The sequence below is a fragment of the Kitasatospora purpeofusca genome (assembly GCF_042691725.1).
In the GTDB taxonomy this organism is placed as follows: domain Bacteria; phylum Actinomycetota; class Actinomycetes; order Streptomycetales; family Streptomycetaceae; genus Kitasatospora; species Kitasatospora purpeofusca_B.
The window spans coordinates 7,694,005-7,713,167 of sequence record NZ_CP170483.1; the positions used below are offsets into that span (position 1 = coordinate 7,694,005).

Annotated in this window: 16 protein-coding genes; 7 read left to right on the forward strand and 9 right to left on the reverse strand. The window is 73.6% G+C overall.

Going from position 1 to position 19,163, the window contains the following annotated elements; translation table 11 throughout:
* Genes ACFCLZ_RS33175 through ACFCLZ_RS33185 form a run of 3 tightly spaced genes read right to left on the reverse strand, consistent with a single transcriptional unit; the run spans nt 1 to nt 2,908 of the window.
* The gene (locus ACFCLZ_RS33175; protein ID WP_380281582.1) at nt 1–1,260 is read right to left on the reverse strand and encodes a beta-ketoacyl-[acyl-carrier-protein] synthase family protein; all 1,260 of its coding nucleotides are present in this window, start codon (nt 1,258–1,260) and stop codon (nt 1–3) included.
* Nucleotides 1,257–1,691 (reverse strand): cupin domain-containing protein, encoded by a 435-nt coding sequence (locus tag ACFCLZ_RS33180; protein WP_380281583.1) that lies wholly within the window; start codon nt 1,689–1,691, stop codon nt 1,257–1,259. Before ACFCLZ_RS33180 ends, ACFCLZ_RS33175 begins: the two co-directional genes overlap by 4 nt.
* A gap of 50 nt (nt 1,692–1,741) precedes the next feature.
* Entirely contained in the window at nt 1,742–2,908 is a 1,167-nt protein-coding gene (locus tag ACFCLZ_RS33185; protein ID WP_380281584.1) for a SchA/CurD-like domain-containing protein, read from the reverse strand.
* Nucleotides 2,909–3,210: 302 nt separating this feature from the next.
* On the opposite strand from ACFCLZ_RS33185, the gene ACFCLZ_RS33190 reads away from it, so the two are divergent.
* Nucleotides 3,211–4,836, forward strand: coding sequence for an FAD-dependent oxidoreductase (locus ACFCLZ_RS33190; RefSeq protein WP_380281585.1), 1,626 nt, complete (start codon nt 3,211–3,213; stop codon nt 4,834–4,836).
* Nucleotides 4,837–5,000: 164 nt separating this feature from the next.
* Here the strand turns inward: ACFCLZ_RS33190 and ACFCLZ_RS33195 are convergent, their stop codons facing one another.
* Nucleotides 5,001–6,665: an APC family permease gene (locus ACFCLZ_RS33195; RefSeq protein WP_380281586.1), complete on the reverse strand. Its 1,665-nt coding sequence runs from the start codon at nt 6,663–6,665 to the stop codon at nt 5,001–5,003.
* Between the two features lie 468 nt (nt 6,666–7,133).
* Between ACFCLZ_RS33195 and ACFCLZ_RS33200 the strand changes: the two genes are divergently transcribed.
* The gene (locus ACFCLZ_RS33200; RefSeq protein WP_380281587.1) at nt 7,134–7,997 is read left to right on the forward strand and encodes an EamA family transporter; all 864 of its coding nucleotides are present in this window, start codon (nt 7,134–7,136) and stop codon (nt 7,995–7,997) included.
* 69 nt (nt 7,998–8,066) lie between these two features.
* On the opposite strand, the gene ACFCLZ_RS33205 is transcribed toward ACFCLZ_RS33200, so the two are convergent.
* Entirely contained in the window at nt 8,067–8,378 is a 312-nt protein-coding gene (locus ACFCLZ_RS33205; protein WP_380281588.1) for a hypothetical protein, read from the reverse strand.
* Nucleotides 8,375–8,704: an SAV_915 family protein gene (locus ACFCLZ_RS33210; RefSeq protein WP_380281589.1), complete on the reverse strand. Its 330-nt coding sequence runs from the start codon at nt 8,702–8,704 to the stop codon at nt 8,375–8,377. Before ACFCLZ_RS33210 ends, ACFCLZ_RS33205 begins: the two co-directional genes overlap by 4 nt.
* Nucleotides 8,705–8,991: 287 nt before the next feature.
* Here ACFCLZ_RS33210 and ACFCLZ_RS33215 point away from each other — a divergent pair, with 287 nt between their 5' ends.
* The 3 genes from ACFCLZ_RS33215 (at nt 8,992) to ACFCLZ_RS33225 (ending at nt 12,195) form a co-directional block, all read left to right on the forward strand.
* A complete protein-coding gene (locus tag ACFCLZ_RS33215) occupies nt 8,992–9,456 on the forward strand; it encodes a helix-turn-helix domain-containing protein (protein ID WP_380281590.1) in 465 nt (154 codons plus the stop codon).
* A complete protein-coding gene (locus ACFCLZ_RS33220; RefSeq protein ID WP_380281591.1) occupies nt 9,449–9,841 on the forward strand; it encodes a DUF4180 domain-containing protein in 393 nt (130 codons plus the stop codon). Before ACFCLZ_RS33215 ends, ACFCLZ_RS33220 begins: the two co-directional genes overlap by 8 nt.
* Before the next feature lie 131 nt (nt 9,842–9,972).
* Entirely contained in the window at nt 9,973–12,195 is a 2,223-nt protein-coding gene (locus ACFCLZ_RS33225) for an NADP-dependent isocitrate dehydrogenase (protein WP_380281592.1), read from the forward strand.
* Nucleotides 12,196–12,293: 98 nt separating this feature from the next.
* Here ACFCLZ_RS33225 and ACFCLZ_RS33230 read toward each other — a convergent pair whose 3' ends face one another.
* Nucleotides 12,294–13,754: an MFS transporter gene (locus tag ACFCLZ_RS33230; RefSeq protein ID WP_380281593.1), complete on the reverse strand. Its 1,461-nt coding sequence runs from the start codon at nt 13,752–13,754 to the stop codon at nt 12,294–12,296.
* 142 nt (nt 13,755–13,896) lie between these two features.
* On the opposite strand from ACFCLZ_RS33230, the gene ACFCLZ_RS33235 reads away from it, so the two are divergent.
* Complete coding sequence (locus ACFCLZ_RS33235; RefSeq protein WP_380281594.1) at nt 13,897–14,610, forward strand: TetR/AcrR family transcriptional regulator; 714 nt, start codon at nt 13,897–13,899, stop codon at nt 14,608–14,610.
* A 112-nt stretch (nt 14,611–14,722) separates the two neighbouring features.
* Here ACFCLZ_RS33235 and ACFCLZ_RS33240 read toward each other — a convergent pair whose 3' ends face one another.
* Both ACFCLZ_RS33240 and ACFCLZ_RS33245 read right to left on the reverse strand, forming a co-directional pair.
* A complete protein-coding gene (locus tag ACFCLZ_RS33240; protein WP_380281595.1) occupies nt 14,723–15,691 on the reverse strand; it encodes a cytochrome c oxidase assembly protein in 969 nt (322 codons plus the stop codon).
* A gap of 254 nt (nt 15,692–15,945) precedes the next feature.
* The gene (locus tag ACFCLZ_RS33245; RefSeq protein WP_380281596.1) at nt 15,946–17,982 is read right to left on the reverse strand and encodes an acyltransferase domain-containing protein; all 2,037 of its coding nucleotides are present in this window, start codon (nt 17,980–17,982) and stop codon (nt 15,946–15,948) included.
* Nucleotides 17,983–18,153: 171 nt separating this feature from the next.
* Between ACFCLZ_RS33245 and ACFCLZ_RS33250 the strand changes: the two genes are divergently transcribed.
* Nucleotides 18,154–19,152 carry a zinc-binding alcohol dehydrogenase family protein gene (locus ACFCLZ_RS33250; protein WP_380281597.1) on the forward strand — a complete coding sequence of 333 codons (999 nt, stop codon included), beginning with the start codon at nt 18,154–18,156 and terminating at the stop codon, nt 19,150–19,152.
* The last annotated feature ends 11 nt before the right edge of the window (nt 19,153–19,163 follow it).

Genomic DNA, 19,163 nt, shown 5'->3' on the forward strand with positions numbered 1-19,163 from the left:
TCACCCCGTTCTTGTGAGCACGACGGCGGACTGGAATCCGCCGAATCCGCTGCCGACCGACAGGATGTTGCGCAGTGGCAGCTCCCGCGCGGTGCGCGGCACGTAGTCGAGGTCGCACTCCGGGTCGGGCGTCTCGTAGTTGGCGGTCGGCGGCACCACGCCGCGGTCCAGCGCGAGGGTGCAGGCGACCACCTCGATCGCGCCGATCGCGCCGAGCGAGTGCCCGACCATCGACTTGATCGAGCTCATCGGCGTCCGGTGGGCGTGCTCGCCGAGCGAGCGCTTGACGGCCGCCGTCTCGTGCCGGTCGTTCTGCTTGGTGCCCGAGCCGTGCGCGTTGACGTAGTCGACGTCGGTGCGGTCGATCCGGGCGTGGGCGAGCGCGTGGTCGATCGCCCGGGACATCTCCAGCCCCTCCTGGGTGAGGCCGGTCATGTGGTAGGCGTTGCCGAAGGTCGAGAACCCGCCGATCTCGCCGTAGATCCGCGCGCCGCGCCGGCGGGCGTGCTCCAGCTCCTCCAGCACCAGGACGGCGCCGCCCTCGCCGAGCACGAAGCCGTCGCGGTGGGCGTCGAACGGGCGGGAGGCGTGCGCCGGGTCGTCGTTGCGTTCGCTGGTGGCCTTGATGGCGTCGAAGCAGGCGACGGTGATCGGCGAGATCGGCGAGTCGGAGGCCCCGGCGACGCAGATGTCGGCCCGCCCGTCCTCGACCGCCTGGAAGCCGTAGCCGATGGCGTCCAGGCCGGAGGTGCAGCCGGTGGAGACGGTCTGCACCGGGCCGTGCGCGCCGGTCCGTTCGGCGACCGCCGAGGCGAGCGTGCTGGGCGCGAACGCCCGGTGCAGCTGCGGTTCGGCGAGCCGGTGGTCGACGTCCCAGCGGGCGCCGCCGGCGCTGACCAGGGCGTAGTCGTGCTCCAGTCGGGTGGTGCCGCCGACGGCGGTGCCGAGCGAGACGGCGATCCGCCACGGGTCCTCGGCGGCCAGGTCGAGTCCGGCGTCGGCGATCGCCTCGTCGGCCGCCACCATCGCGAACTGCACGTAGCGGTCGGCCCGTTGGACCTCCTGCGGGCCGAGCCCGTGGGCCGCCGGGTCGAAGTCGCACTCGGCGGCGATCCGGGACCGGAACCCGGCGGGGTCGAAGAGCGTGATGCCCCGGGTCGCCGTCCGCCCGGCGGTGAGGAGGTCCCAGAACGCCGGGACCCCGACCCCTCCGGGCGCGACCACGCCGATTCCGGTGACGGCGACCCGACGGCGGCTCACGAGCTCACCTTGGCGTGTTCCGGAGGGCCGGAGTTGACCACCGGCCCGGTCTCCTCGGTGTCGACGTGGCCGAGTTCGGGGCGCGGCGCCAGCGGGCCGAGGTGGAAGACCATCTTGGCCACGGTGTCGCCGACGTTGCGGAACCGGTGGCGCATGTCGATCGGGATCATCAGGCCCTGCTCGGGCTTGAGCACCCGGGTCTCGCCGTCCAGGTCCACCTCCAGGTCGCCGGTGACGACGAACACGAACTCCTCGGAGTACGGGTGGTAGTGCTCGCCGATCTTCTCGCCGGGCTGCACGATGGCCAGGCCCATGAACCCGCTGGTGGCTCCGCAGGTGGCCGGGGTGAGCATGGCGCGCAGGTCGCCGCCGCGCCGGCGGTTCTCCGGCGCCTCGGAGACGTGCACGATCCGTGGGTACTGCGTGGACATGGTTTCTTCCCTCTCTTGCCGGAGCTTCCGGTGCCGGAGTGCGGTGGTGGTCAGGAGTCCTGGGACGTCCGGTCGGTGACCGGGTTCATGCTGCGGGCGGCGAGGAAGGCGCGCAGCCCGGCGTCGGTCCGCAGGTCGCCCTCCGGGCCGAGGTCGAGCAGCCGGCCCAGTACGGCGGCCTCGCGCTCACCGGCCACGCCGAGCGCCGCCGCCGGGTCCGCCTCCGGCGGCAGCCGCAGGTCGGCCAGCCGCACCACGACGTCGTCGCGGTGGAAGACGGTGCTTCCGGCGACCGGGCCGGTCGGATCGGCGGTGGCGAGGTCGTCGTGCTCGGCGAGCAGGTCGGCGACCGCCGGCCCGTTGCCGGGCTTCACCGGGTACAGCACGGCGTGCCGGTGCAGCCGTCCGGAGGCGGGGGAGCCGGCCACGGCCTGGTGGACGGCCGGCAGCGCGGCCCGGGCGAAGAAGGCGCGCGCCGCCTGCGGGTCGCCCAGGCGGCGTTCCTCCTCCAGGTACGGGTTGATGGCCTCCTCGACGGCCCGCACCTCGGGCTGCATGGCGACGTGCCGCAGCGCGTCGCCGAGGCTGCCGATCACCTCGACCGCGCGGACCACCCGGTTGCCGTGCATGAACAGCGAGGTGCGGTGCAGCCGGGTGGTCTCGTCCACCTCCGCGCGCGGGGAGGCGTAGCCGGACAGGATCCGGGCCACCTCGGGCTCGCTGCCGGGCTCGACGGTGAAGGTGAGCGCGTGCCGGACCACGCCGTCGGGGCCCGGGTCGGCCTTCGGCGGGCCGGCCTGTCCGGCGGGGGCGGTGCGCGGCAGGTCGGACGGCACCTCCAGAGGCGGCCGGCTGCCGGTGGCGCCGGCGGCGGAGGTCTCCCGGAGGATGGCGTAGCGCAGGGAGCGGAAGGTGTCGCTGACGCAGCCGTGCATCGGCTTGACCATCTCCCGGTGGGCCGGGCTGTCCACCCACTGCAGGAAGGTCTCCTGGTCCTCCCACTCGCTGGTGATGAGCCACTGGCGGGGGTCGTTGATGGACTGGCAGAGCTGGTCGCTGACGTGGCCGGGCACGGTCGCGACCTCGTGGCGCAACTGCTCGTAGACGTCCATGAAGCGCTGCTGGGCGCCGTCCTGGATCTCCAGCATCAGCACCACCCGCAGGCGGGTCTCGGAGGGGGAGTGCTGCCGGGCGGGCGGTTCGGACAGGGTCGTCATGATCCACTTTCTGCTTCTGGGCCGCGCGCGTCGGGGGCCGCGTGCGGCGGCGCCGGTGCCGGAGGGCCCGGGCGGCCCCCGGCGGGAGGGGTGCTGCGGTGGCCGTCGGCCACCAGGCCTGAAGTCGATCGTGCGCGGCGCTTCTGAGTGGCGCGAGATATGCGGGCCATCCGGGCGAAGAGACGGCACAACGCGTCCGGCACGGGGGACGGTAGGACCGGGCCGTCGTGCCCGAGGCCCCTGCGAGGGCCGCGCCGAGCCTCGCACTCGGCCCAGAACTCCCGTACAGGCTGGAGCAATTGATGAATCCGAAGGTGGACGACCGGGTACCGGTCCTGATCGTCGGCGGCTCGCTGGTCGGGCTGTCGGCCTCGCTCTTCCTGGGCCGACTGGGGGTCAGGCACCTGCTCGTCGAGAAGCATGCCGACACCTCGCGTCACCCGCGCGGCCGAGGCAACAACGTCCGGACGATGGAGCTGTACCGGGTGGCCGGGATCGAGAAGGCGATCCGCGAGGCGGCGTCCGTCCTGGCCCCGAACCACGGCATCCTGCAGGCCCCCTCACTGACCGGCGAGGAGCAGGAGTGGCTGTTCCGGGAGATCGACCCGGGTGGCCGGCTGGCCCGGTTCAGCCCCAGCTCCTGGTGCCTGTGCAGCCAGAACGACCTGGAGCCGGTGCTCCGCCGCGCCGCCCGCGAGCTGGGCGCCGACATCCGCTTCGGCACCGAGCTGCTCTCCTTCGAGCAGGACGCCGACGGGGTGACGGCGCTGCTGCACAGCCGGGAGACCGGCGAGGAGCGGGTCGTCCGGGCCGACTACCTGGTCGCGGCGGACGGTCCGCGCAGCCCGGCCCGCACCCGGCTGGGCATCGGCCAGAGCGGCAAGGGCGAGCTGTTCCACAACGTCAGCATCACCTTCCGGGCCAAGCGGCTGGCCGAGGTCGTCGGCGACCGCCACTTCATCGCCTGCTACCTCACCGCCCCGGAGGCGGACGGCGCCCTGCTGCCGGTCGACAACCGGGAGGAGTGGGTGTTCCACGCGCCGTGGCACCCGGAGCACGGGGAGCCGCTGGAGGCGTTCACCGACGAGCGCTGCGCCCGGCACATCCGGGCCGCGATCGGCGTGGCCGACCTCGAGGTCGAGGTGACCGGCAAGGCCCCGTGGCACGCCGCCGAGCGGGTCGCCGAGCGCTACTCGGGCGGGCGGGTGTTCCTGGCGGGGGACTCGGCGCACGAGATGTCCCCGACCGGCGCGTTCGGCTCCAACACCGGCATCCAGGACGCGCACAACCTGGCCTGGAAGCTCGCCGCGGTGCTCTGCGGCTGGGCCGGTCCGGGGCTGCTGGACAGCTACGGGCAGGAGCGCCGGCCGGTGGCACAGGTGACCGGTGAGCGTGCCTCGGCCCGCTCCGCCGAGCACAGCCACCCCGGGTACGCCGTCGTCCCGGGCGTCGGCCGGCAGGCCGGGGTGCTGGCGGTGGCGCTGGGCTACCGCTACCCGCAGGGCGCGGTGCTCGGCACCGACCCGGCCGGCCCGGTGGTCCCGGACTCCTTCGAGTCCGCGGGCGAGCCGGGCGGCCGGGCCCCGCACCAGTGGCTGCTGCGGGCGGGCGTGCGGCTGTCCACCCTCGATCTGTACGAGCAGGCGATGGTGCTGCTGACCGGCTCGGCGGGCACCGCCTGGCAGGACGCCGCCCGCCGGGCGGCGGACCGGCTGGCCGTCCCGCTGGACGCCTTCCGGATCGGCGACGGCGCGGACGACGACCTGGCCCCCGAGCCGGGCGCCGACTTCGCCGCCCTGCACGGCATCCGCCCCGACGGCGCGCTGCTGGTGCGCCCCGACGGCTTCGTCGCCTGGCGCTCCGAGCACCCGGCCGACGACCCCGAGGCCGCCGTCGAGTACGCCCTGCGCGCGGTGCTGTCGCTCTGAGCCGCCCCGCCCGGGGCCGTGCGGGAGGCCGGCGGGCGGCCCCGCCGCGCCCCGGGCCGAAGGCCCACCCGCCCCGAGCCCCATGCACGAGGCGAGCGGGCGACCAACACAAGGGCCCGCCGGATGCACTGGCCGGCGGGCCCTTCCTGCTGCCTGTCGCGGGGTCAGTGACCGCCCTCGTCGACCACCTCGACGTCCTCGATGTTCCGCTCGATGATGTCGGCCGGCAGCGCGACCCGGATCGCCCAGTAGTAGATCGCCAGGGAGAAGACGGCGACCGCCGCGATGTCCCACCACATCGGGATCCGGCCGGTGCCGTCGCCGAAGCCGCCCTGCCAGGAGATCAGGCCGAGGCCCAGCAGGTAGGCCGGCAGCCACTGCGCGGCCCGCCAGTCCATGTGCGGGGCGTTCGGCAGGCCCTTGCGGATGGCGTACAGGGCGTAGCTGCCGAGCAGCAGGTAGCCGATGACGATCGCGATGCCCAGGCGGGACAGGGTGTGCCAGCCGGACCAGTAGATGATGAGGCTGGAGACGATGAAGGACGCCGGGGCGATGACCGCGCCGCCGGGCAGGCGGTAGGAGCGCTCGCGCGCCGGCAGCCGGCGGCGCAGGGCGCCGAAGGCGAGCGGGGCGCCGGCGTACATCAGCACGCTGGCCGAGGTGATGAAGCCGACCAGCTCCTGCCAGCTCGGGAACGGCATGAAGCAGATGACGCCGGTGACGAACGACATGATCAGGCCGAACCACGGTGCGCCGCGCTTGTCGACCCGCTCGAAGAGCTGCGGCGCGTAGCCGTTCTTGCTGAGGCCGTACGCGATGCGCGAGGTGGAGGTGGTGTAGATGAGGCCGGTGCCGCCGGGGGAGACGATGGCGTCGAAGTACAGCACCCAGGCCAGCCAGCCGAGGCCGACCACGGTGGCCAGGCCGGCGAACGGGCCCTCGATGCCGGGGAAGTCCAGCTTGTCCCAGCCGTTGGCGAAGGAGGCGGCGGGCAGCGCGGCGATGAAGACGACCTGCAGCAGCACGTAGATCGCGGTGCCGATGGCGACCGAGCCGAGTACGGCGCGGGGGATGTCGCGCTTGGGGTTCTTGCTCTCGCCGGCCAGCTGGATCGCCTGCTCGAAGCCGAGCAGGGCGAAGATGATGCCGCTGGCGCTGACCGCGGTCAGCACGCCCTTGATGCCGAACGGGGCGAAGCCGTGCGAGCTGAAGTTGGAGCCGTGGAAGTTGGTCACGGACAGCACGAAGATCGCGAACAGCGGGACGAAGATCTTCAGCCAGGTGGCCGCGCTGTTGGTGCGGGCGAGCACCCGGACGCCGAGGAAGTTGACCGCCACGAACAGGCCCATCAGGGCCACCGCGACGACCATGCCGCTCGGGGTGAGCGTCCCGTTGTCGTTGAGCAGGCCCTGCGCGAACTCCCAGTGCCCGGCGTAGCCGATCATCGCCTCGACCTCGATGGGCGCGACGGTGGCGGCCTGGAGCCAGGAGAACCAGCCGAACGACATGCCGGCCAGCCCGCCGAAGGCGTAGTGCGGGTAGCGGGCGGTGCCGCCGGCGACCGGGAACATGCCGCCGAGCTCGGCGTGCACGAAGGCGAGCAGGACGATGGCGACCGCGCCGATGCCCCAGGCGACGAGCGCCGCCGGTCCGGCGACGACGACGGCGTTCTTCGCGCCGTAGAGCCAGCCCGAGCCGATGATCGAACCGACCGAGGCCCACATGAGGCCGATGAGGCCGACTTCGCGGCGGAGCGACCGGTGGGTGGTGGTCCCGGTGCCGGAACCGGTGCCCGTACCGGGCGGGGAGAGCTGGTTGAGGGAGGCCATGCGCAATCTCTCTGTGCTGTGGGGGCTCCGGCGGTGCGGAACGCGGAGAGTTGCCACACGGTAGGCGTATTCAGAGACATCTGCACAGATTTCATTACTGAATGTTTACCTACTTCGCAGGATATTTCCGCAGGTAGGCGGCCATCTGGTCATGTGCCCGTTACGTGACTCATGAGTAGTTCCGGTATTTGAGCCCGATTTGAGCCTGGCTTTGCCCTCGGGCAGGATGGACGGGCGATCGGATGATGGAAATCGGACCGTTCGTATGAATATGCATCGACCCCCGATCGCGTAGGGTGAGCCCATGCGTTCCCGGATCCTGCCGCCGCCCGTCCGCTAGCGGGCGGCCCACTCCACGCACCCAGCCCGACGGCTCCGCCGTTCCCGGGCCGATGAGTGCCGCCCGCGCCACCGGTGGACCTCATCCGGCCGGGCCCCGCCCGGCATCCCGTCGTGGAGAACGAACGCATGACCACTCATGCCGCCGTGCCGGTCCGGCACGGCCTGCTGTCCATCTCGGCCGCCGCCGTCGCCTGGGGCGCGGGCGGGGCCGTGGCCGCCCTGCTCATGGCCGCCGCCGGGCTCGGCCCGGTCGCCGTCTGCGCCTGGCGGTTCGCCGTGGCCGCCGGCTGCCTCGCCCTGCTGCCCGGCCGAGGCGCCGCCGGGCCGCGCCGCGCCGCCGTGCTCACCGGGCTCGGGCTGGCGGTCAGTCAGTGCGCCTACTTCGGCTCGGTCCGGTACGCCGGACTCGGCCTCGGCACCCTGGTGACGATCGGCGCCGGGCCGGTGCTCACCAGCCTCGGCGCCCACCTGCTGCTCGGCGAGCGGCTCACCGGCCGGGCCGTGGCCGCCAACCTGCTCGCCCTGGGCGGACTGGCCCTGCTGGTGGCGGGCCCGGCGAGCGGTCCGCGGCCCGTCCTCGGGGTGGCGCTCGCCGTCCTGGCCGGCGCCGGGCAGAGCGGGCTCACCCTCTGGGCCCGCGCCGGCGGCACGGCCCGCGCCTCGACCGGGGCGTTCACCACCGGCCTGCTCTGCCTGCTGCCGCTCGCGCTGACGGTGGACGGCGGCGTGCTGCCGTCCACCGGCGCACCGCTGGTGACGGCCGGCGCCCTGCTCTTCCTGGGGACGGTGCCGACCCTGCTCGCCTACCGCTGGTACTTCGCCGGCCTGGCCACCGTGCCGGGGGCGACCGCGGCCGTCCTGGTGCTGCTCGAACCGGCCACCGCCGCCGTCCTCGGCGTGGCCTTCCTCGGTGAACCGCTCACCCCGGCGCTGCCGGCCGGCGCCGCCCTGCTGCTCACCGCCGTCGCCGCCCTGACCCGACGGCGCTAGCGGGACATGCCCCGCGCCCGCCCGCCGGCTGTCCGGACGGCGGGCGGGCGCGGGAGTCCGCGGGCGGTGTCAGGGCACCGGGCGCAGGACCGGGTGGGTGGGGACGAGGGCGCGCAGGACCAGGTCGACGTGGACGTGGGCGGCGCCGGCCCGGAGCAGGGCGGCGGAGACGGCGCGTAACTCCTCCGGGCCGGTGCAGGCGAGCCGCAGTTCGAGGTCGGCGTCGCCGGCCAGGGCCAGGCCGCTCTGCACCGCCGGGATCTCGGCGGCCAGCCGGTCGAAGTCGATCGGGACCGGGCCGAAGCTCACCCGGGCCAGGGCCTGGAGCGGGCGGGCCGGCTCGGGCTGCGGTGCGCCGGGGACCAGGTGGAGTGCGCTCACCGGCGCTGGAGCCGCGCGCCGGAGCGGGTGGCGGGGTGCCCGGTGGCCGGGCGGGCGGCGCCGCCGTCGGCCGGGCCGCCGACTGGTGGGGCGACGAGGCGCGGATCCAGGACCAGCTCGTCGATGCCCAGCGGCGCGGTCAGCGCGCGCAGTGCCGGTTCGCCGAGTTCGACGGCGGCCTGCTCCGGGCCGAGCAGCTCGGCGAGCGCGCCCGCGGAGCGGAAGCCGACGGCGCAGCGGCGGCCGTCGCGCAGGCGGAAGAGGCGGAGGGAGGTGGTCCGTCCGGTGACGGTGACCGGGACGTGCCAGATGACGACGCGGGCCATGCGGGTGCTCCCGAGTGGTGGAGAGGGGCCTGCCGGAACTGCTCGGTGGTGCTCGGTGCTGTTCGGAACTGCGCGGTGCTGCGTGGAACTGCTCTGTCCGACGCTAGGGCGGGTCCGGGCACACGGTGAACAGTCCTGACGCAGCGTTGACCGAATGCTGCACCGTGTTGACGAAGTCCTGACGGCCGGGTGCACCGCTCATCGGACGACCTTCCTCATCCTTCCCTATTGTTCCCCGTCCCATGGTAGTTTTCGTGACAAAGAAGACAGTCGGAGGGAGGCGGCCGGTGCCGGAGCACCACCCGGAGTACTACTCGGTCGAGCAGGTTGCCGAACTGCTCGGCCTGCACGTGCGGACGGTCCGCGGCTATGTCCGCGACGGCCGGCTGCGGGGGGTCAGGATCGGCAAGCAGTACCGGATCGCCCGCCGCGACTTCGAGGCCTTCACCGGGGCTCCGGCGGGCGCCGAGGAGCCTGCCGAACCGGCGGCGCCCGTCCCCGGGCCGCTGCACTCCGAGGCCTCCGCGGTGGTCCAGATCGACGCCATCGGCGTCCGCGAGGCGGCCCGGCTGTCCAACACCCTGCTCGCGGTGGTCGCCGGACCGCGCGAGGGTCCGGTGCCGCTGCGCATCGAGACCCTGCACAACGAGGAGCGCTCGACCCTCAAGGTGATCGTCCTCGGCGCCCCGGCCGACACCGCCGAACTGCTGCTGCTCATCCACACCCTGACGACGGAGAACCGCCATGTCTGACCTGTCCGGAGCCGGTCCCGCCCCCGTGGTGCTGCGGCTGCCCGCCGAGGGTCCGGTGGTCCGCGACGTCGGCGCCGGGATGGACCTGCTCGGCGAGGCCTTCGGCCACGACGCCGAGTGGCTGGTCGTCCCGGCGGCCCGGTTCGGTGAGGAGTTCTTCACCCTGCGTACCCGGCTCGCCGGGGAGATCACCCAGAAGTTCGCCCAGTACCGGATCGGCCTCGCCGTCGTCGGGGACATCTCCCGCTACACCGGGGCCGGCGGAGCGCTGCGGGACTTCGTCCGGGAGAGCAACCGGGGCGGTGGCCTGTGGTTCCTCGCCGACGAGGCCGAGTTCGACGCCCGCCTCGCCGCGTCCGCGCACGCCCGGAGCGGCACGGTCTGACCCGCCCCGCTTGCCCCGCGCCCGCGCCGGGACGACGGTGGAGCTGATCCGGATCCGGGGGGAGGTGGAGCGGAGGGGCGGTCACGAGATATCTTGACGTCAAGACGTTGGAGACGTGAAGCGGAGTACCGATGACTGACTCGACCATCATCTATACGCACACCGACGAGGCGCCGGCCCTGGCAACGTACTCGTTCCTGCCGGTGGTCCAGGCGTATGCCTCGACGGCGGGCGTGAAGGTGGAGACTCGCGACATCTCCCTCGCCGGGCGAATCATCGCGAGCTTCCCGGAGCGTCTGGCCGAGGGCCAGCGGATCGGCGACGCGCTCGCCGAGCTGGGCGCGCTCGCCAAGACCCCGGGCGCCAACATCATCAAGCTGCCGAACATCTCGGCCTCCATCCCGCAGCTCAAGGCCGCCATCGCCGAGCTGCAGGCGCAGGGCTACGCGCTGCCGGACTACCCGGACGACCCGCAGACCGACGAGGACAAGGACGTCCGCGCCCGTTACGACAAGGTCAAGGGCAGCGCCGTCAACCCGGTCCTGCGCGAGGGCAACTCGGACCGCCGCGCCCCCGCGTCGGTCAAGAACTACGCCAAGACCCACCCGCACCGCATGGGCGCCTGGTCGGCCGATTCCAAGACCAACGTCGCCACCATGGGCGAGAACGACTTCCGCTCCACCGAGAAGTCGGCCGTCGTCGCCGAGGACGGCGCGCTGCGCATCGAGCTGGTCGCCGAGGACGGCACCACCACCGTGCTGCGCGAGTCCGTCCCGGTGCTGGCCGGCGAGGTCGTGGACGCCTCGGTCATGCGCGCCGCCGCGCTGAACGAGTTCCTGGCCGCGCAGGTCGCCCGGGCCAAGGCCGAGGGCGTGCTGTTCTCGGTCCACCTGAAGGCCACCATGATGAAGGTCTCCGACCCGATCATCTTCGGCCACGTGGTCCGCGCCTTCTTCCCGCAGACCTTCGCCAAGTACGGCGAGGCGCTGGTCGCGGCGGGCCTGAACCCGAACAACGGCCTCGGCGGCATCCTGGCCGGCCTGGAGAAGGTCCCGTACCTGGGCGAGGAGATCAAGGCCTCGTTCGAGGCCGAGCTGGCCGAGGGCCCGGCCCTGGCCATGGTCGACTCCGACAAGGGCATCACCAACCTGCACGTGCCGAGCGACGTCATCGTCGACGCCTCGATGCCGGCCATGATCCGCACCTCCGGCCACATGTGGGGCCCGGACGGCCAGGAGGCCGACACCCTCGCCGTGCTGCCGGACAGCAGCTACGCGGGCGTCTACCAGGCCGTCCTCGACGACTGCCGCGCCCACGGCGCCCTGGACCCGGCCACCATCGGCTCGGTCCCGAACGTCGGCCTGATGGCCCAGGCCGCCGAGGAGTACGGCAGCCACGACAAGACCTTCGAGATCGCGGCGGCCGGCACCGTCCGCCTGGTCGACACCGAGGGCAACGTCGTCCTGGAGCAGGCCGTCCAGCCGGGCGACATCTTCCGCTCCTGCCAGACCAAGGACCTGCCGATCCGCGACTGGGTGAAGCTGGCCGTCACCCGCGCCCGCGTGACCGGCAGCCCGGCCGTCTTCTGGCTGGACGAGACCCGCGCCCACGACGCCGTGCTGATCGAGAAGGTCAAGACCTACCTCGCCGAGCACGACACCGCCGGCCTGCAGATCGAGATCAAGTCCCCGGTCGAGGCCACGGCGTTCTCGCTGGAGCGCATCCGCCGTGGCGAGGACACCATCTCGGTCACCGGCAACGTGCTGCGCGACTACCTGACCGACCTGTTCCCGATCCTGGAGCTGGGCACCAGCGCCAAGATGCTGTCGGTCGTCCCGCTGATGAACGGCGGCGGCCTGTTCGAGACCGGCGCCGGCGGCTCCGCCCCGAAGCACGTCCAGCAGCTGGTCAAGGAGAACTACCTGCGCTGGGACAGCCTGGGCGAGTTCTTCGCGCTGGCCGCCAGCTTCGAGCACCTGGCCCGCACCACCGAGAACGCCCGCGCCCAGGTGCTGGCCGACACGCTGGACCGCGCCACCGGCACCTTCCTCAACGAGGACAAGTCGCCGAGCCGCCGCCTCGGTGGCATCGACAACCGCGGCAGCCACTTCTACCTGGCCATGTACTGGGCCCAGGAGCTGGCGGGGCAGACCGAGGACGCCGCGCTCGCGCAGGCCTTCGAGGGCCTGGCCAAGACGCTCACCGAGCAGGAGCAGGCCATCGTCGAGGAGCTCATCGCGGTGCAGGGCTCCCCGGTCGAGCTCGGCGGCTACTACCAGCCGGACCCGGCCAAGGCCGCGGCCGTGATGCGCCCGTCGAAGACCCTCAACGAGGCGCTCGCCAACCTCGCCTGAGCCTGACGGCGGAGGCGTTGAACCGTTGAACCCGGGAGGCCCCGGAGGTCCGGCATCGGACCTCCGGGGCCTTTCGGCCGTCTCCGGCACCCTGGGCCTCAGTGGTCCGCGCCCTCGGGCCGGGCGTGCCGGGGGAGCAGGAAGGCGGTCAGGAAGGCCACCGCGAGCAGTGCGGCGACCAGGCCGTACGTCCAGCCCGCCGCGTGCCGGAAGCCGTCGGTGCGGGCCCAGCCGAAGAACGCGGTGCCGAGCAGCGCGACGCCCACCGAGCCGCCGAGCTGCTGCTGGGCGTTGAGGACGCCGGAGGCCGAGCCGGTCTCGGACTCCTCGACCCCGGCCAGCGCGATGTCGAAGAACGGCGCCATGATCAGGCCGAGGCCCAGGCCGGTGACGGCGAGCGCCGGGGCCAGCTGCCCGCCGGTGAGGTCCGCGGCGCCGTGCTCGACGGTGGCCCACAGGCCGAGCGCGCCCGCGACGGCGACGGCGATGCCGGCGTGCAGCACCCGGCGGCCGTGGCGCGGGGCCAGCAGGCCGCCGGAGAGGACGGCGCCGACGACCACGCCGATCGACAGCGGGATCATCGAGAGCCCGGCGTGCAGCGGAGTCCAGCCGAGGCCGAGCTGCAGGTGCAGGGTGAAGACCAGCAGCAGCCCGGAGAGCGCGGCGAAGAACACCAGCCCGGTGGCGAGCGCCGAGACGAAGGGCCGCTTGGCGAACAGCGAGGGCTCGATCAGCGGGGTGCCGCCGCGCCGCAGGACGCTCCGCTGGTGCAGCGTGAAGAGCCACAGCACCGGCACCGAGGCGGCCATCGACAGGAAGGTCCACAGCGGCCAGTCCAGCTCGCGGCCCTGGACCAGCGGGTAGACCAGCAGCAGCACGGCGAGGCCGAGCACCAGCACGCCGACCGGGTCGAGCCGCCCGGCGCCGGCGGCGCGGTCGGTGTGCTCGGCGGGCAGGATCCGGGTGGCGGCGAGCACCGCGAGCAGGCCGAGCGGCAGGTTGACCAGGAAGACGGCCCGCCAGCCGAGGCCGAACACGTCGGCGTCGGTGAGGTAGCCGCCGAGGGTGGGGCCGAACACCGAGGAGAGCCCCAGCACGGGGCCGAACAGGCCGAAGGCGGTGCCGAGCTCCCTGGGCGGGAACATCGCCTTGATCAGGCCGAGCCCCTGCGGGATGAGCAGCGCCGCGAACAGGCCCTGCACGGTCCGGGCGGCGATCAGGGTGCCGGCGCCGGGCGCCGCCGCGCAGAGCGCGGAGGCGAGGGTGAAGCCGGCCGCGCCGAGCACGAACAGGCGCTTGCGGCCGAAGAGGTCGCCGAGCCGCCCGCCGGTGATCAGCAGGACGGCGAAGGCGAGCGTGTAGGAGGCGGTGATCCACTGGATCTGGGCGTCGCTGCCGCCGAGGTCCTGCCGGACGGCGGGGGCGGCGACGCCGACGATCGTGGTGTCGAGGAGGTCCATCACCTCGGCGACGAGGATGACGGCGAGGCCCGCCCAGCGCAGCCGGTGGCCGGCGGGCGCAGCCGCGGCGGGCTGTGGAGGGGCGATCTGACTGGTCATGGGTGCTCTCCGGACATCAGAGCTGCCGACGAACGCTGTTCGTCGCAACGAACACTGTTTGGTTCAACGAACGGTGTTCTCCCATGGAACGGTGTTCGTGTCAAGTAATCTGGGATCCGCCGACGATCACGAAGGAGTCCCCATGACCAGTGCCGCCCCGCGTTCCGGCTGGCCCGAGCACTGGCAGGGGAAGGCGAAGGCCGCCCCCAGGCGGCAGCCGCTGAGCCGGGAGCGGATCGTCGAGGCGGCGCTGCGGATCGTCGACGCCGAGGGCATGGACGCGCTCAGCATGCGCCGGGTCGGCCAGGAGCTCGGCACCGGCGCCGCCAGCCTCTACGCCCACGTCGGCTCCAAGGAGGAGCTGCTCGAACTGGTCCTGGACCTCGTCTACGCCGGCATCGAGCTGGAGTCGGCCGACCCGGCGCGCTGGCAGGAGCAGGTCAAGCAGCTGCTGCGGACCTCCCGCGCCGCGCTGCTCTCGCACCGCGACCTGGCCAAGGCCGCCGTGGTGGCCAACGTCCCGGTCACCCCGCACGCGATGGACATCGCCGAGGCCATGCTCGCGATGCTGCGGGCCGGCGGCCTGGACGAGCGGACCGCCGCCTACGGGGTCGACCTGCTGGGCCTCTACACCACCGCGACCGCCTTCGAGGTCTCCTCCCGGGGCGGCGCCGACACCGAGGCGTTCGGCGACCGGATCCGCGACTACTTCGCGACCATCCCGGCCGAGCGCTACCCGATGATGACCTCGATGGCCGTAGCGCTCACCCGCAACGTCGGTGACGAGCGCTTCGAGTTCGGCCTGGACATCCTGGTCGCCGGCCTCGCCCGGCAGGCGGCGGGCGGCGGCGCCTGAGCGTCCGGCCCGGGGAGCCGCCCGGGGAGCCCGCCCGGCAAGACGCCCGGGAAGACGCTGGAGCCCCCGTCCGGGATCGGACGGGGGCTCCAGCGGGTGGTGGTGGCGGCGGTCAGCCGGCGTCGGCCGCCGGGCGCCGGCTGCGCTGGTCCAGCGAGGCCAGGTAGGCGTTGTACGCCGCCAGCTCGGCGTCACCGCTGCGGTCCTCGGCGCGGTCCCGGCGGCGCGAGAGCCGCTGCTCCGAGCCCATCCACTGGTAGACCAGCGCGATCAGCACGATCGCGGTCGGGATCTCGCCGAACGCCCAGGTGATGCCGCCGGCGAGCTTCTGGTCGGCCAGCAGGTCGGTGCCGGGGGGCGCCCCCTCGGTGGTGAAGGTGTTCACCAGCTGGTGGTTGGCCATCATCACCGCGACGCCGAAGAAGGCGTGGAACGGCATGCCCATGAACAGCTCGATGATCCGCATCACATGGCCCGGCCGGTGCGGGCCCGGGTCCACGCCCATGATCGGCCAGAAGAAGACCAGGCCGGTCGCCAGGAAGTGGACCATCATGAAGATGTGCCCGAGCCGGTACTGCATGAGGAAGTCGAACAGCGGGGTGAAGTAGACCCCGTAGAGGCTCGCGATGAACAGCGGGATGGTGAAGCCCGGGTGCGAGACCACCTTGATGTAGGTCGAGTGCAGCAGCGCCACCAGCAGCTCGCGCGGCCCGCGCGGGCGCCCCTTGCCGGCCGGCCGCAGCGCGCGCAGCGCCAGGGTGATCGGCCCGCCGAGCAGCAGCAGGATCGGCGACAGCATGGAGAGCACCATGTGCTGGATCATGTGCGCGCTGAACAGGGCCATGCCGTAGTCGTTCAGCCCGGTGCAGGTGACCAGGATCACCGAGCCGATGCCCAGCACCCAGGCCACCGTGCGCCCGATCGGCCAGGCGTCGCCGCGCCGGTGCAGCCGGACCGCGCCGGTGACGTACAGCGCGAGCGCGGCCAGGCTGCCGAGCAGGAACACCCAGTCGGGGGACCAGGTGAGCACGTTGGAGAGCGAGAAGGGGCCCAGTTCGGTCATCCCGCCGTGGTGGTGCATGCCTGACATTCCGTCGCCCATCGGCGGGTCCTGCTTTCCCTCGTCACGGCCCCTGGATGGGTCCGGTTCGCCCGTTTTGCTTCGGCGTACAGCCTAGGCGGGCCTTACCTCGGCCCGCGCCCCGGCCCCCGTCGGGGCCGGTCGCGGCCGCCCGCACGGGCGGCGGGGGAGCGGGAGCGGGGGGCGTGCCGCCGGTCCGGGGGTCCGGGGGTCCGGGGGTCCGGGGGTCCGGGCGGTCCGGGCGGTTCGGGCGGTCAGCGGTCCGGCGTGCCGCGGCCGTGGACGGGCAGGGTCGGTGCGGCCGACCGGGCGGCCTCCGGGGCGGCGGCCGGTCCGAAGACGGCCGGCCAGTCGGGCTCGGCGCCCAGGGTGAAGAGCGTGGCGACGGCGGTGAGCAGCGTGGCCCGCTCGGGCAGTCCGGGGCGCAGCGCGAAGGCGAAGCCGCCCTCGGGCGCGGCCGCCCGCGCGAACGCGCTGAGCACGGGCGCGGGCCCGAGTTCGAGGAAGGACCGCACGCCGTGCTCCGCGAGCCGGCCGGCCCCCTGGGCGAAGCGCACGGGGCGGCGGATGTGCTCGACCCAGTAGCCGGGGTCGAGCAGCTCGCCGGCCTCCGCCTCCCGGCCGGTGAGGTTGGAGACGACCGGGATCCGCGGGGCGTGGTACTCCACCGCGCTCGCCGCGGCGCGGAACTCCTCCAGGATCCCGTCCATGTGGAGCGAGTGGAAGGCGTGGCTGACCCGCAGCCTGGTGGTCTTGACCCCCTGGGCGGCCAGTGCCGCGGCGACCGCGCCGGCCGGTTCCTGCTCGCCGGAGATCACCGTGGCGGTGGGTGAGTTGACGGCCGCGACGTCGACCCGGCCGTCGCCGTGCCGGGCGATCGCCTCGGTGACGGCCGTCTCGTCCGCGGCGATCGCGATCATCGCCCCGCCGGCCCGCGCGGACTGCATCAGTTCGGCCCGTGCCGCGACGAGGGCGCAGGCGTCGTCGAGCGTGAACACCCCGGCGACGTGGGCGGCGACCAGTTCCCCGAGGGAGTGGCCGATCAGCAGCCCGGGGCGCAGGCCCCAGTCGGTGACCAGCCGGAAGAGCGCCGTCTCCAGGGCGAACAGGGCTGGCTGGGCGTACAGGGTGAGGTCGAGCAGCGCGGCCCGCTCGGAGCCCTGCGGCGCGAACATCACGTCCAGCAGGGGGAGCGCGAGACGGCTGTCGAAGCGTTCCGCGATCTCCTCGATCGCCTCGGCGAACACCGGGTACTCGGCGTGGAGCTCGCGCCCCATGCCGGGCCGCTGGCTGCCCTGGCCGGTGAACAGGAACGCCGTGGGTCCGTCACCGGCGCGGGCGGCCGGGACGGCGTTGGCCGCGAACCCGTCCTCGGCGAGCGCGGTGAGGGCGGCCAGGGCCTCGGCGCGGTCCGCGGCGACCAGCGCGGCCCGGTGGGGCCGCGGCCCCGGTGCGGTCGCGAGGGCGAACGCCGTCGCGCCCAGGTCGAGTCCGGGGTGCTCCTCGACGTGGGTCCGCAGGCGCGCGGCCTGCCGGGCGAGGCCGGCGTCGTCCTCGGCGGACAGCACCCAGGGCAGGGCGCGAGGGGGTGCGGCGAGGTGGCCGGCGAGCACGGTGCCCAGCAGCTCCAGGAAGGCGGCGCGGTTCTCGCGGACGAAGAAGTGGCCGCCGTCGACCTCGTGCAGGCGGAATCCGGACGCGGTCCGCTTCGCCCAGCCGGCCAGCGTGCCAGGGGGCACCAGGCGGTCGCCGGCGCCCGTGAACGCGTCGATCGGGCAGGGCAGCGGGGGATGGCCGGTGTCGTGGTGGCCACGCCACAGCAGCAGGTCGTCGCGGAGCGCGGCGGTCACGGAGTGGACCCACTCGGGGTAGGCGAGCACCTCCCGGGGCATGCCGGTGAGCTCCAGGATGAACTCGATGAGGGTGTCCTCGTCGAGTTCCAGGGAGTCCAGTGCGTGGGGCGCGTCCGGTGCCGGGACCGCCCCGACGAGCAGGGCCTCGGGGGAGCGCAGGCCGCGGGCGGCGCGGCGGCGCACCAGCTCGTACCCGACCAGGCCGCCGAAGCTGTGCCCGTACACCAGGTGCGGGCCCTCCAGCACCGCTGCGAGGTCCTTGTCGAGCCGGTCGACCAGTGCGTCCAGGTCCGCGGCCCGCTGTTCGTCGCCGCGCCCCGGCAGGTTGACCGCGACGACTTCCAGCGCGTCGCCGAAGTGGTGCTGCCACCCGGAGAACAGGGAGGCGTCGCCCCCTGCGTGGTGGAAGCAGACGAGCCGCATGGGAATCCCGCTCAATTTATTCCCTCCTCGCACTCCGGCGCCTGCGATTCACTCTTTCGAAGGGCTCTAAAGCGTTGTACAAGGCGCGGCCATGGCGCTGTGTTTAAACTGCATCGAACACTTGGGATCCCCGGCCGTCACCCGCGGGACCCCCGCCCCAGGGCATCCACCACCGATGGGAGCACCATGCGCGCGGTCGGTTTCACCTCACCCGGCGGGCCCGAGGCACTGCGGGTCCTGGAGATGCCCGTACCGGTCCCGGCGCCGGGGCAGGTCCTGGTCGAAGTCGCCTACGCGGGCGTCAACTTCGCCGAGGTCTACCGCCGCCGCGGCTGGGCGCGGGCCACCGGTGAGCCGGTCGTGCCCGGACTGGAGGTCTCCGGGAGGGTGGCCGGCTGGGGCGAGGGGGTCGACGGCCTGTCGCTGGGCGACCCGGTGGCCGCGCTCACCCACGAGCAGGTCGGAGCCAGTGGAGGATACGCGCAGTTCGCCGTCGCGCCACAGGAGTTGGTGTACCCGCTGCGCACCCCGGCGGGCGAGGTCGACCTGCTGCCGGCCGCCGCGCTGCCGTGCACCGTCACCACCGCGTACGGCTTGCTGAGGACCGGTCGGTTCGCCGCCGGGGAGGACGTGCTGATCCACGCCGCGCTCGGCGGGGTGGGCAGCACGACGGCCCGGGTCGCGCGCCTGCTCGGGGCCCGGAGGGTGCTGGGCACCGTCGGGACCGCCGCCAAGCTCGACCGGGCCGAGGCCGCCCTCTACGACGCGTTGTACCTGCGCGAGGACACCGCCGGCTGGGCGCGGCCGGACGGCCCGGACGGCGGCTTCGACCTGGTCCTCGACTCGGTGGCCGGACCGACCACCCAGGCCAGCCTCGGGGCGCTGCGGGCGCTGGGCCGGGTGGTCGTCTACGGCAACCCGGGCGGCCATCCCGACACCCGGCTCTCCGCGCAGGAGCTCTGGCTCTCCTCCCGGGCCGTCATCGGGTACAACCTGGGGGAGATCGCCGTGCGGGCCCCGCACGTCCTGCGGGAACAGGCGCTGGCCGCCGTGGACCTGATGGCCGACCGGCGGCTGACCGTCGGCATCGGCGGGATCATGCCGCTGGAGTCCGCGTGGGAGGCCCACCGCCTGCTGGAGAGCGGCGCCAGCGTCGGCAAGCTGGTGCTCAGCATGGCGAACTGAGCCTCCCCCGG